This window comes from Bacillus sp. AR13-1, from assembly GCF_008042285.1.
GTDB lineage: Bacteria > Bacillota > Bacilli > Bacillales > Bacillaceae_G > Bacillus_A > Bacillus_A mycoides.
In genome coordinates this window covers 300,119-311,863 of the sequence record NZ_QNUA01000010.1, presented here as the reverse complement: position 1 = coordinate 311,863, position 11,745 = coordinate 300,119, and the positions used below count along the sequence as shown (strand labels likewise).

The following is an 11,745-nucleotide window of genomic DNA, read 5'->3' as shown; positions in this document are numbered from 1 at the left end:
AGTGTATTCGCTATATAAAATTACTAGAAAACATATCCTTCTCCCATCCAGACTATACTGTCGGCCCTAGAGTTTCACTAGATCCACCGTTTTCGCGTTGAAAACGGGTCACGGACTTAGAAGCTATCGCTTCATCACCGCCGGTTGGGAATTTCACCCGACCCCGAAGGATGTTGTTTGCTCACATTATAGCACAAAAAAGAAAAAAGCATAGTAAAAAATGTTCGAATGTGAAGAATTGTTTGAAAATATATGCCGATTTGAATGGGGACGAAAGTAATAGAAATGTTGAAAGGGGAAGGGCTGTATAGGCTTTGATCAAAAGAAAAAACATACACAAATAAATGTGCATGCTCTTTAAATATTTATTCTGCCTCTGGTGCTCTAACAACAGACTCGAATTTGCCTTTATGCGAAGCATCGCAATAAGGCATGTTTTTTGATAAACCACAACGACATAAAGAAAATGCTGGTTTTGCTGGGAATACATTCCCTTGTGAGTCAACTAATTCCACGTCCCCTGTAACGCGAAAAGAGCCATTATCATTCACTTTAATTTGTACTTTTGCCAACGTTATCCCTCCTTTCCAAACGCTTACTCTCATCATATAATTAGGGAGAGTACTTGACAATATAAAAAGAGCACTTTGTTTGAGAGAGAAGAGAGTGTTATAATAGTTTTTATAACTGACTAGAGTAAGGTGACGAAAGATGGATAAAAAATTACACACACTACAAAATATTGCAAATGAGCGCACATGGGCATCATTTTTGAATGATAATCATCCATATAGTTTACTTCATTGGTCAATCGCAGGTGTAGGACAAGAACCGAAAGATGTTTGGTTACTTCAAGATGAGGTAACTTTTCAAACGACGGAATTCCCAACGCTAGACGAGGCAGTAAAGTGGATTTCTGAAAATATGGAACAAGTTACAGACGTTTTAGCGCAGTAAAAAAACAGGCTTATGCAAGCCTGTTTTTTGTTTCTTTTGCATATGTGTTTAAAAATTGATCGATGGCATCTTCGTACTCTTCTTTATTTTCATTATAAGAGCAAGCGTGTGCACCATGTTCTGCAATATAAAGCTGTTTATTATTTTCTTTCGCTTCATAAAGTGATTTCGTCATATCAGATAAAATATAGTCATCATCTTTACTATGAATAAAGAGAACCGGATTGTTAATATTTTTTATACAATCAATTGGTGAAACTTCACGAATTGTATAGCCATCACGAACTTTTAAAAAGGCATTTGCTAAAGGTAATAAAGGCCATTTTGGCAAATGAAACTCAACTTTCAAACGATGTTGTAACTGTCCATAAAAATCAGAGAAAGGACAATCAGCAATATAAAAATCAGCACCATCTTCTACAAGTCCTGCATATTGAAGAAGAGTTGCAGCACCCATAGACTCACCATGAATTCCGAGTGTAATATTCGTTCCGAAACGATCTTTTAGCCAGTCAACTACTGACTTTAAATCATGTTTTTCATAATAGCCATAACTTGTTGTTTTACCACCGGTTTTACCATGACGGCGATGATCATAAATAAATACGTTATATCCTCTATTTAAAAATAAGTTTGCATATTTAACGGAATTCATTTTATTTACAGTCACACCGTGGCAAAAAATCATAAATTTATTGGAATGACCAGCTGGCATGTAATATCCGTGAAGTTCGTATCCGAATTGAGAAGGGATGTGAACCTCTTCTTTTTGAATAGCCTTAAAATCGTCCAAATGAAAATGCTTTTTCGTTTCGCGTTCTAAAACTTCTTCCTCTGTTTTTTTCTTCAAGTACATAACTTTATTTGTAAAGAAAATCCCAATCGCAGTTAGTGCACCTAGTATAGTAAACAATGCTGTAAAAAAACGTTTCATACTTTACCTCATCCTCCAAATACCTCTACATGTGATACACTAACATTGTATCACAATGATGTGAAAAGGGGAGAAATTGTGTATGGTTCATATACAAAAAATCACACCAGAAATGAAAGAAGCAATTCAGGATTTTATGTGTGAAAACTGGGGAAGCCCAATGATGGTCTCGCGAGGCAGAGTACATCAATTAGAAGAATTACCTGGTTTTATTGCACTTAGAAATAACAGAATAGTGGGAATTATAACATGTAAAGTGATAGAAAACATGTGTGAAATTGTATCGTTAAATAGTTTTGAGGAAGGGAAGGGGATTGGTACAAAACTGGTGGATTGTGTATTGCGAGTGGCAAAAGAGAACGAATGTAAAAAAGTGTGGCTTATTACGACGAATGATAATATGAACGCACTTCGTTTTTATCAAAAACGTAACTTCATGATGACGAACTTGTATATTGATGCGGTAAAGGAAGCACGAAAAATAAAGAAAGAAATTCCGTTTATTGGTTATGATAATATCGCGATTTCACATGAAATTCAGCTGGAGTATATTTTCTGAGTAGAGTGGAAATTGTGTAATAATTTTCAGAAATATAAAACAATAACCTTGACGAATGTTATATTTTGGTTTAATTTAAAATTGTAATCTATTACCATATTAAGGGGTGACGATGTGGCAACTATACGTGATGTTGCAAAATTGGCCGGTGTTTCAGTTGCAACCGTTTCAAGAGTCATTAACGAAAAAGGATATGTCCATGAAGATACGGTGAAACAAGTAAAAAAAGCAATTGAAGAATTACATTATAGACCGAATGCTACAGCAAAGCCTTTATTTAAACAACCTTCAACGGTGATTGCATTACTTGTAGATAATTTGCATAATCCATCATACATCACTTTGCTCCGTTTCGTTGAGGAAATAGCATACAAAGAAGGGTATCAAGTAATAGTTTGTAATATAGAAAATAAGAATAGATACATAGATATGTTGGAGCAAAATAACATTGCAGGCGTTATAATGACGAAATCTGTTTTTCGAAGTATAGGAGAAATCTCACTTCCTTTCGCTGTGCTTGAAGAACGACAATCTCTTATGAGCTATTATGAAAGTGGACAGAAAGCTGTTTCTTTATTAAAAGAGAAAGGCTGCCAGTTTCTTGCTTATATCGGTGAGGGAGTAGAGAGTGAAGAAATGGAAGAGCATGTGGCAGGATTTCTAGATACTGCTTGGAAAGAAGGACTTTCTTATCGAGAGGAAATTGTACAAGGGTATACGAATCAACAGTTTCTTGAATTGTTACAAAAGCATCCATACATAGATGGGGTTGTAGCTTCAAGTGATAAGGTCGCTATTGAGCTAATCAGGGCGGCGAAAACTCTTAATATTCATATACCAGGTAAGTTACAAATCATTGGATTTAACGGGAGTGTAGAGGGTGAATGGATAAGTCCATCATTAACGACGATTGGAAGTTATATCGAAGAAAATGGGGAAATAGCTTTTCAACAGTTAATAGGAAAAATAAAGAAGAAACAAGTGCGACAAGAAGAAGTGGAAACAGAATTTAGGTGCATTGAGAGAGAAACAACAAAGTAAAAGGTGCGTTTTTAAAACGCACCTTTTATAGTGTAATTGCGGCAATAAAGCCGAATATAAGTAACGGTATATTATAGTGTAGAAATGTTGGGACACATGTATCCCATATATGATGGTGCTGACCATCAGCATTTAAACCGGACGTTGGTCCAAGTGTACTATCAGATGCTGGAGAACCTGCATCACCAAGTGCACCAGCTGTACCGATAATTGCGATTGTAGCCATGGGACTAAATCCGAGCTGGACGCATAATGGTACGAAAATTGTTGTTAAGATTGGGATGGTTGAAAAGGAAGAGCCAATTCCCATCGTAACGAGAAGTCCAATAATGAGCATAAGAAATGCAGCAAGCGGTTTATTATTTCCGATTATATGTGCACTCGTTTGCACAAGAGATTCAACATGTCCAGTTTTTCGAAGAACAGCGCCAAATCCAGCGGCAGAAATCATAACAAATCCGATAAAGGACATCATACGCATTCCACTCGTTAAAATAGCATCGGCTTCTTTAAGAGGGAGGCTACCGCTAACTGATAAGACGATAATACCTGCTAAAGCACCAAAAATCATTGATTCTGTTGCTAATTGCACAGTTAATGTAGCGAGTATTGATAATAAACCCAAAGTAATGCTTCTTTTCGTATAGGGAACGATTTCATTCTGTGCAGAATGAATTTGTTCTGTTTCATATGTACGTGGTTTTCGGTATGTAATGAAAACCGCTACACATAATCCGATAATCATACCGATTGCTGGAATAGTCATCGCTTTTGGAATAAGTGCGACATCAAATGTAAGACCGCTTTGCGCAGCATTTGTTTGCAATACGTCATGATAAATTTTTCCGAACCCTGCTGGAACCCACATGTAAGGGGTAATTAACCCAAATGTAATAAGACATGTTACAAGCCTACGATCCACCCTCAGCTCATTTAATACTTTTAAAAGTGCTGGAATTAAGATTGGGATGAAGGCGATATGAACAGGGATAATATTTTGTGAGAAACAAGCCATTGTTAAAATGATAAATAATATAAGTATTTTAGAATAGACTTGTTTTTTCCTGTCTTGTTCGTTGCCGATCCATTTTAAAGCTGATTGGATCATTGCATCAGGAAGTCCTGTTTTTGAAAGGGAAATAGCAAATCCACCGAGCATTGCGTAGCTTAATGCGATAGGAGCACTGTTCCCAAGACCGGCTGTAAAAGTACTAATTGTTTCTGAAATACCGAGTCCGCCGATAAGTCCGCCTGTTAAAGCTCCAACGATAATGGCGACAATGACTTGGACACGTAACAAACTAAGCAGTAGCATGACTGCTACTGCGATGAGTACAGCGTTCATAATAAATGTAATCTCCCTAATTTTTATTCTGTTAAGGCAAGCAAGTGTTTGTAGTGACATATGCTTGCGACATATCATTATAAAATGTTTTCTATGAAATGTAAAAGCGCCTTTTGTTATTAATGTTGAAAAGATAGTTCTTGTTTAATTGATTGTAAAGATTTAGCGAATAACTCAGGCTCTTCTAAATCTGGAGAATGTGCCGAGTTTGGAAACCAAATCATCTTTTTAATAGGAGCTTGAATGATATCGCAATATTGTTGAACGAGTGCATAAGGAGTTTGATAATCATAGCGACCAGAACAAAAATAAACAGGAATAGATAAACTTGAAATAGATGAAAAGAAATCGATTGTCAGCATCTCTTCCCATAAAACTCCGGATTTTAAATTTCCTGCGAGAAATTTGAACCAATCTAATAGCGTATATTCAGGAGAAAAGAAGCCTTTTCGTATGAAAGAAAAGGAAGATCCATTTTGGATTGCTCCTCCGAATGTACCAAGCCACTTTCTTTGAATAATGAGGCGTCTCGTATCTAAAAAGGGTGGTTTCCCTAATTTTAAAAGAGAAGCTAATGCCTTTTTATGGTCATGTTTTTTGGCAGAGCTAATTAAATGTTGATATAGTAATTCTTCATTTTGCTTCATATGTACGATTTGACCGATGCCGATGTATGCTTCTATATATTCGGGACATTGATTAGCGATTTGTAGTCCGATAATACTTCCCCAAGAATGACCTGCGAGAAATAGTTTTTGCTTATTAAAGCGTTTGAGAAGATATTGAATAACCTTTTTTGCATCTGAAAAAAATTGATCAATCGTAAGATTTGTTTGGATGTCCCGCCATAAAAAGGATTTACCTGCCCCTCGCTGATCCCAATTAATAACGATAAAGTGCTTTTCTAACTCTTTTTGAAAATGGCGAATAAAGCCGATTTGTGCCATACCAGGGCCGCCGTGACAGCATAATAAAATAGGCTGTTCCACGTTTTGACCGCGTATAAGGAGAGATTGTTTCCGGTCATTAATCATAACGCTTTCTATCGTAGCGATACTGTTAGGGATTAGTTGCTTTTTTTCGTTGTAAAACTGAGGGGTATGGCTACGAAAAAGCATATGTAAACCTCCTTTTCTTAAATGGTATGAATCGCACAGGCTCTTTCTTTTGCATATACTACTAGAAAATCATTGTATCATAACATACTGGTTTGATTTCAAGTTTAGGCGATTAAGAGAGGAGGGAGAATGTGACGATTGGAGAAATTATTGATTCTTTAAATAGACGCGAATCAATCGCTATTATAGCGAAACGGCTTGAAATGAGCCCATATACATTATCAAAGAAATTAAGGGTGATTGGATATGAATATGATGGAGAGCAGAAAAAACGTATCTTTATAGGTGATGGCGAAGAGCCACGTCATTTGCAAATCCAAGAAGCTACTGCCCTTCAATATGCAAAAACAGACTATCAATTACTAATTTATGAACAATTACAAAGCATTTATGAATTGCTAAGAAAAAGAGAAGAAGTAAGTGTTCAAATTATAAGTAAGAGCACAGAGAAAAAGAAACGAACCTTTTCGATTAATATAGAAGTATTAGCAAGACTAGATGTTATATCGGAATCAAAAGGGATTCAAAAGTCTAAAATTGTAGAAGAAGCACTACAGGAATTTTTGCAACGGTATGATGTTAATCATGAAACGTATCCAGAGAAATAAAAGAAAGGATACTATGTTCCATATAAGAGCGTGTATCCTTTCTTTTATTTCATTTTTTGTTTTGTTTCGAAAAGTAATATAGGAACCAAACGGCATGATTTTGTTCATCAGCTGCTGCGCGCCGAAATGTTTCTTTCACTTGTTGATTTGTCGTTTCGTCAGCAATTTCTAAGTAAAAATCAACTGTTCGTTGCTCATCTTGCCGAATTTCAAGGATTTGAGTTCGTTCATTTATGTCTGGAGCTAAAGTAGCTAATCTAGCATAAAAATGAATGGCGCTATATTCTCCATTAATTGCTTTCTCAATACTACGAATGTGTTTGTCGATACAATGTATCGTCATTGTTTGATAGAAATACATACAAATTTCCCCATTATAGTTTTCTATATACTACGAAGAAACAAGGGGCTATGTGCGTATCCTTTACTGCACTAGAAAAATGACAATACGTATGACTCTAAAAGAAGAAGCTCCTTGCATATAAAAGGAGCTTCTTCTTTCGAGTGTCACGCACTAGTTTGAATAGTATTTAATTGTTTTTTTGAATACGTCCATCAATAATCGGCTGAATTGGTTCTTTCACTTGTTTTACATAATCGACTAATGCTTCAAAATCGTTTGGACCAGTTTCAGCATTTTTTCCATTTTTAAAGGATACGAATCCATCACCGCCAGAAGCTAGGAAAGCATTTGCAACTACGCTATACGTTTTAGAGGGAACTAATTCTTCACCATTTGTTAAACGGATATTCGTAACCTTTTCGTTATTTGGTTTGTTTGCATCCCAAGTGTATTGAATACCTGAAATTTGAAGCATTCTCGTTGCTCCTTTTTGCCATTGTTGATTTAATATATCACGAATATCTTGACCTGTTAGATCTACTTTAATTAATTGGTTTCCGAAAGGCTGAATGCCGTATAATTCGCCCCATGTAATATCTCCAGCGTCTAGATCATTACGAATTCCACCAGGATTCATAAGAGCGATTTGTGTTTGCATAGTTTGGCGCTGGGCATCCGCAACTAAATTTCCAAGTGTAGATTCACCAGCATCGTTTTGTTTACGGTCGATAGGTGCTGTAGATTTTCCGACTACTTCATTTACAAGAGGTGCGATTTTTTCTTTATATTGATCTAACTTTTGTTTTACTTGTTTATCAGGCTCTACACCTTCATGGTACGTTGTAATAACTTCAGCTTTTTTCTTCATAATATCTTTTGTTTTTCTATCAATCGTTACATCTACATCAGAGAAAGCCATCCCGTAAGAGTTCGCTTGCACGATAAGTTTATTATTTACAGTACCATTTACGTACGTATGACTATGTCCGCCGAAAATAACATCAACTTCGGGATCTGTTTCATTTGCAATTCGAGTGAGGTCTCCATTTGTTACACCAGACTCATCAGTTGTTCCGCCGACATGTGCAAGGACTACGATAGATTTAACGCCGAGACGCTTTAATTGTTGTGTGGATTTATTAATAGCCTCTACTTCATCAGTGATTTCTACATTTTTAAGCATAGTAGGCATAACGACATTCGGTGTATCCGTTGTAACAACTCCAATGAACCCTACAGGAACTCCGTCAACCATTTTTACAGTGAATGGTGGTAAAAATAAGCGGCCAGTTGATTTATTATAGAAGTTTGCAGCGACATAAGGGAAGTTTGCTCCTTTGAAATTCCCTGTTTTTTCGTGATATCCACCGTAAATGAGGCGTTTCATTTCATCGATACCTTCATCAAATTCATGGTTTCCGATTGTACCAACATCAAACTTTAAGTCATTTAAAAATTCAATTGTTGGTTCGTCTTGTAATAATGCGGAAACTGGTGGGCTGGCTCCGACAATATCACCGGCATGTACGAGAAGTGTATTAGGGTTTTGTTTTTTGCGTTCTTTTAAATAAGTAGCTAAATAATCAGCGCCACCAGCTTCTTTATTGTTAACTTTTTTTACAGTATCTAGTTGACCATGTAAATCATTAATACCAAGCATTTGTACGTCTATGTATCGGTTTTGTTCGGCAGGAGTCTGAGATGGAGGAGCGGCGAATACGCTTGAAAAAGTAATAGTACTTAAAACAGCAACAGCAGGAATAATTTTTTTCCACATAATTAATTTCTCCTTTTTTTTATAATCTGACATCATACGACATAATTTTAATAGATTAATAGGATTATATCTATAGTTAAATTTAGTTTTTTCGAAAAATTAACATATTTACAAAAAATGAATAATAGAGAATGTGAGAGTAATGAACCTTTTTTATTGTCGATTTCGCCGTGTATCCTCTATAATGGAGAAAAAAGTAAAAGGTGAGTAGTATGAAGAAAAAGAAGCAAAGACAAACACAAAGACACTCTCAAATGAATCAACCAGAGAAAGAATCACTTACACTAGGTGATCAATTGAACGATTCGTTAATGCAACAATTAAAGAATAAGAAAAAAGAGTTGCAAGTGAGAGAAGAGAAAAAAGAGGCAGCAGAACAAGAAAGAAAGCGTAAGGAACAAAAAGAACGTGAAAAGAATAAATCATTTGAAGAACTGTTAAGTGAAAGTAGCCTTACTTGGAAAGACTTTAAATAATAAAAAGATGATCAGTGAAATGCCGCTGATCATTTTTTTGACGAGTTTGTAAGAAAAGGGGAGTTAGAATGAGGGAAATTGTAGTCGTTCCGTATGAAAATCATTGGAGTGAGAAATTCCAAATGGAAGCCGAAAGATTAAAATCGGCGATGCCAGAAATGGTGAAAGTCCATCATATTGGAAGTACGTCAGTGCCAGGACTGGCAGCTAAACCTATTATAGATATGATTATGGAAGTAGAGAGTATCGACAGAGTAGATCATTGGAATGAACGTTTTAAAGAGCTTGGTTACATCGTAAAAGGGGAAAATGGTATTTCAAGACGTCGTTATTTTATTCATGGGACTGAGGAAAAACGCTCGTATCATTTGCACGTATTTGAAAAAGGGAATCCTGAGATAGTAAGGCATTTATCGTTTCGTGATTACATGATGGCTCATTGCGAAGAAGCAGAGGCATATGCAAATTTAAAGAAAGAACTAGCGGAAAAATATACATATGATGGCACGATGTATACGGAAGGAAAAAATGAGTTTGTACGTAATGTTGATGAAAAAGCGAAAGAATGGAAAGGAAATAACGTGAATGACTGAGTTCACGTTATTTTTTTAAATGTGTATAAAAGTATTATGTAAACTGTACGTATGTTTTGACTTTTTGGATGAATCTTGTTGAAATAAAGTGGTGGTTTATAAAAATGTAACAATGAAAGGGAGAACGAGTGTGCATATTCCAACAACTACACTTCATAATGGTGTGAAAATGCCGATGATTGGTCTAGGCGTTTATAAAGCGAAAGAAGGCAACGAGGTTAAACAAGCAGTAAAAACAGCATTAGAATTTGGATACCGTTCGATTGATACAGCAACTGTATATGAAAATGAAAGCGGTGTCGGAGAAGCGGTTCGTGAATCAGGGATTCCGAGAGAAGACATATTTATTACAACAAAAGTTTGGAACGACGATCAAGGATACGAGGAAACACTTGAGGCGTTTGAAAAAAGCTTAAAGAAATTACAAATGGACTATGTAGATTTATATTTAATACATTGGCCAATAAGAGGGAAGTATGTCGATACGTACCGAGCGCTAGAAAAATTGTATGAAGAAGGTAAAGTGCGCGCGATTGGTGTTTCTAATTTTCATAAACATCATTTAGAACTGTTATTACCAAATTGTAAAGTGAAGCCGATGGTCAACCAAGTGGAACTTCATCCGATGTTAGCGCAATTTGAATTGCGTGATTTTTGTCAAGGTGAGCATATTCAAATGGAAGCGTGGAGTCCTTTAATGAGAGGCGGCGAAGTATTCCAGCATCCAATTATTCAGGCTATTTCTAAAAAATATGAAAAGTCACCTGCACAAGTTATATTAAGGTGGGATATTCAAAGTGGGATTGTGACTATTCCTAAATCTGTTACGCCATCTCGTATTAAAGAGAACTTTACTATTTTTGATTTCTCATTAACTGAAGAAGAGATGGATCAAATTAATACGTTAAATCGTAATTTACATGTAGGAACGAATCCTGATAAATATGATACGTTATAAAAAAAGACTGCCGCCTAGTGTTGGGGGCAGTCTTTTGCTTTTATCGGTATCAATATTTTAGCGATGCAAAGCATATGAATCATACTTAACAATCTTTTGAAGTTGTACATATTCTTCTTTTGTTAAAGATAACTGTTGGCTAGCTTGTATATTTTCTTGCAATTGTTGAATAGAACTTGCACCAGGTATAACAGCTGCAACAGTTTCGTTATGTAAGCAATATTGAATAGCCGTTCCTGTTAAAGAGCTTTCTCCGATTATTTCTTTTACACTCGCGAGTGTCGAATATAACTCATCGTAAGAATAAGAGAGGTAATCTTTTTCTTTTACTCTTTCTATCTTTCTTGCATTATTGTTAGTTAAAATCCCTTTTGCAAGTGGTCCGCGAGCAATAACGCTAATTTGCTGTTCATTAAGAAGCGGGAACCATTCTTCAGGGCGACGATTTAAAAGGCTGTATTCCATTAATATGCTAACGATATTTGATCGTTTTGCATACTCACGAATGACATTTGGACGTATAGAAGAGATACCATAATGACGAATAATCCCTTCTTTTTTTAATTCTTCAAAGGCTTCAACTGTTTCATCTATAGGATCTTCAATCGTCCCGCCATGCAGTTGATATAAATCAATATAATCTGTTTGAAGTCTACGTAAACTCTCTTTTACTTCGGCCTTTATATAAGCTTTAGAAGGATCCCAAGACCAACCGTTTTTTTCTTCTGTCCATCGATTTCCAACCTTTGTTGTAAGAACAATTTGGTCACGTTTTCCTTTCAGAGCTTTTCCAACAAATTCTTCATTTAATCCATAATCGTATAAGTCCGCTGTATCAAAAAAATTAATTCCTAAATCGATTGCCTCATCGATAATACGCATAGCTTCAGCCTCAGATGCACCGAGAGACATACAGCCAAATCCAATTTCCGTAACATATAAATCTGAGTTTCCTAATTGACGTTTTTTCATAGGTCAACCTCCTTACCTTTATTGTACGAAAGGGGAAGGAGGTTGACAAACGTTTACTTTTTGC

At 35.9% G+C, this 11,745-nt stretch carries 14 protein-coding genes and 1 riboswitch; of the genes, 7 read left to right on the top strand and 7 right to left on the bottom strand.

Going from position 1 to position 11,745, the window contains the following annotated elements; translation table 11 throughout:
* Positions 1 to 31: 31 nt before the first annotated feature.
* A riboswitch (FMN riboswitch) is annotated at positions 32 to 175 on the bottom strand.
* 190 nt (positions 176 to 365) lie between these two features.
* Positions 366 to 572 carry a CDGSH iron-sulfur domain-containing protein gene (locus DN408_RS09695; protein ID WP_001151582.1) on the bottom strand — a complete coding sequence of 69 codons (207 nt, stop codon included), beginning with the start codon at positions 570 to 572 and terminating at the stop codon, positions 366 to 368.
* A 139-nt stretch (positions 573 to 711) separates the two neighbouring features.
* On the opposite strand from DN408_RS09695, the gene DN408_RS09690 reads away from it, so the two are divergent.
* The gene (locus DN408_RS09690) at positions 712 to 957 is read left to right on the top strand and encodes a DUF2552 family protein (RefSeq protein ID WP_002014992.1); all 246 of its coding nucleotides are present in this window, start codon (positions 712 to 714) and stop codon (positions 955 to 957) included.
* 10 nt (positions 958 to 967) lie between these two features.
* On the opposite strand, the gene DN408_RS09685 is transcribed toward DN408_RS09690, so the two are convergent.
* Entirely contained in the window at positions 968 to 1,891 is a 924-nt protein-coding gene (locus DN408_RS09685) for an alpha/beta hydrolase (RefSeq protein ID WP_078177769.1), read from the bottom strand.
* An 82-nt stretch (positions 1,892 to 1,973) separates the two neighbouring features.
* On the opposite strand from DN408_RS09685, the gene DN408_RS09680 reads away from it, so the two are divergent.
* Complete coding sequence (locus tag DN408_RS09680) at positions 1,974 to 2,450, top strand: GNAT family N-acetyltransferase (protein WP_078177770.1); 477 nt, start codon at positions 1,974 to 1,976, stop codon at positions 2,448 to 2,450.
* A gap of 114 nt (positions 2,451 to 2,564) precedes the next feature.
* Positions 2,565 to 3,491, top strand: coding sequence for a LacI family DNA-binding transcriptional regulator (locus DN408_RS09675; RefSeq protein WP_002014951.1), 927 nt, complete (start codon positions 2,565 to 2,567; stop codon positions 3,489 to 3,491).
* Positions 3,492 to 3,516: 25 nt separating this feature from the next.
* Here DN408_RS09675 and DN408_RS09670 read toward each other — a convergent pair whose 3' ends face one another.
* Together DN408_RS09670 and DN408_RS09665 are read right to left on the bottom strand one after the other, a co-directional pair.
* Entirely contained in the window at positions 3,517 to 4,836 is a 1,320-nt protein-coding gene (locus tag DN408_RS09670; RefSeq protein ID WP_147740075.1) for a Na+/H+ antiporter family protein, read from the bottom strand.
* Positions 4,837 to 4,955: 119 nt separating this feature from the next.
* Positions 4,956 to 5,954 (bottom strand): alpha/beta fold hydrolase, encoded by a 999-nt coding sequence (locus DN408_RS09665; protein ID WP_002128974.1) that lies wholly within the window; start codon positions 5,952 to 5,954, stop codon positions 4,956 to 4,958.
* Positions 5,955 to 6,085: 131 nt separating this feature from the next.
* Between DN408_RS09665 and DN408_RS09660 the strand changes: the two genes are divergently transcribed.
* Positions 6,086 to 6,562 (top strand): ribbon-helix-helix domain-containing protein, encoded by a 477-nt coding sequence (locus DN408_RS09660; protein ID WP_002014948.1) that lies wholly within the window; start codon positions 6,086 to 6,088, stop codon positions 6,560 to 6,562.
* A gap of 49 nt (positions 6,563 to 6,611) precedes the next feature.
* Here DN408_RS09660 and DN408_RS09655 read toward each other — a convergent pair whose 3' ends face one another.
* Entirely contained in the window at positions 6,612 to 6,923 is a 312-nt protein-coding gene (locus DN408_RS09655) for a ferritin-like domain-containing protein (RefSeq protein WP_002014947.1), read from the bottom strand.
* Positions 6,924 to 7,092: 169 nt separating this feature from the next.
* Positions 7,093 to 8,682, bottom strand: a complete 1,590-nt coding sequence (locus DN408_RS09650; protein ID WP_002128971.1) for a bifunctional metallophosphatase/5'-nucleotidase — start codon at positions 8,680 to 8,682, stop codon at positions 7,093 to 7,095.
* 212 nt (positions 8,683 to 8,894) lie between these two features.
* On the opposite strand from DN408_RS09650, the gene DN408_RS09645 reads away from it, so the two are divergent.
* The 3 genes from DN408_RS09645 to DN408_RS09635 all read left to right on the top strand — a co-directional run bounded on the left by DN408_RS09645 (position 8,895) and on the right by DN408_RS09635 (position 10,709).
* The gene (locus DN408_RS09645) at positions 8,895 to 9,158 is read left to right on the top strand and encodes a YqkE family protein (protein WP_002014945.1); all 264 of its coding nucleotides are present in this window, start codon (positions 8,895 to 8,897) and stop codon (positions 9,156 to 9,158) included.
* A gap of 68 nt (positions 9,159 to 9,226) precedes the next feature.
* The gene (locus DN408_RS09640) at positions 9,227 to 9,751 is read left to right on the top strand and encodes a GrpB family protein (RefSeq protein ID WP_002167715.1); all 525 of its coding nucleotides are present in this window, start codon (positions 9,227 to 9,229) and stop codon (positions 9,749 to 9,751) included.
* Between the two features lie 130 nt (positions 9,752 to 9,881).
* Positions 9,882 to 10,709 (top strand): aldo/keto reductase, encoded by an 828-nt coding sequence (locus tag DN408_RS09635; RefSeq protein WP_078177772.1) that lies wholly within the window; start codon positions 9,882 to 9,884, stop codon positions 10,707 to 10,709.
* 57 nt (positions 10,710 to 10,766) lie between these two features.
* Here DN408_RS09635 and DN408_RS09630 read toward each other — a convergent pair whose 3' ends face one another.
* Positions 10,767 to 11,681: an aldo/keto reductase gene (locus DN408_RS09630; RefSeq protein ID WP_002088476.1), complete on the bottom strand. Its 915-nt coding sequence runs from the start codon at positions 11,679 to 11,681 to the stop codon at positions 10,767 to 10,769.
* Positions 11,682 to 11,745: the final 64 nt, after the last annotated feature.

Bases quoted from the DNA above. Each gene is read 5' to 3' on its own strand.
- DN408_RS09690 (WP_002014992.1), top strand. From the start codon at position 712: ATGGATAAAAAATTACACACACTACAAAATATTGCAAATGAGCGCACA.
- DN408_RS09685 (WP_078177769.1), bottom strand. From the start codon at position 1,891: ATGAAACGTTTTTTTACAGCATTGTTTACTATACTAGGTGCACTAACT.
- DN408_RS09680 (WP_078177770.1), top strand. From the start codon at position 1,974: ATGGTTCATATACAAAAAATCACACCAGAAATGAAAGAAGCAATTCAG.
- DN408_RS09670 (WP_147740075.1), bottom strand. From the start codon at position 4,836: ATGAACGCTGTACTCATCGCAGTAGCAGTCATGCTACTGCTTAGTTTG.
- DN408_RS09665 (WP_002128974.1), bottom strand. From the start codon at position 5,954: ATGCTTTTTCGTAGCCATACCCCTCAGTTTTACAACGAAAAAAAGCAA.
- DN408_RS09655 (WP_002014947.1), bottom strand. From the start codon at position 6,923: ATGTATTTCTATCAAACAATGACGATACATTGTATCGACAAACACATT.
- DN408_RS09650 (WP_002128971.1), bottom strand. From the start codon at position 8,682: ATGTGGAAAAAAATTATTCCTGCTGTTGCTGTTTTAAGTACTATTACT.
- DN408_RS09645 (WP_002014945.1), top strand. From the start codon at position 8,895: ATGAAGAAAAAGAAGCAAAGACAAACACAAAGACACTCTCAAATGAAT.
- DN408_RS09640 (WP_002167715.1), top strand. From the start codon at position 9,227: ATGAGGGAAATTGTAGTCGTTCCGTATGAAAATCATTGGAGTGAGAAA.
- DN408_RS09630 (WP_002088476.1), bottom strand. From the start codon at position 11,681: ATGAAAAAACGTCAATTAGGAAACTCAGATTTATATGTTACGGAAATT.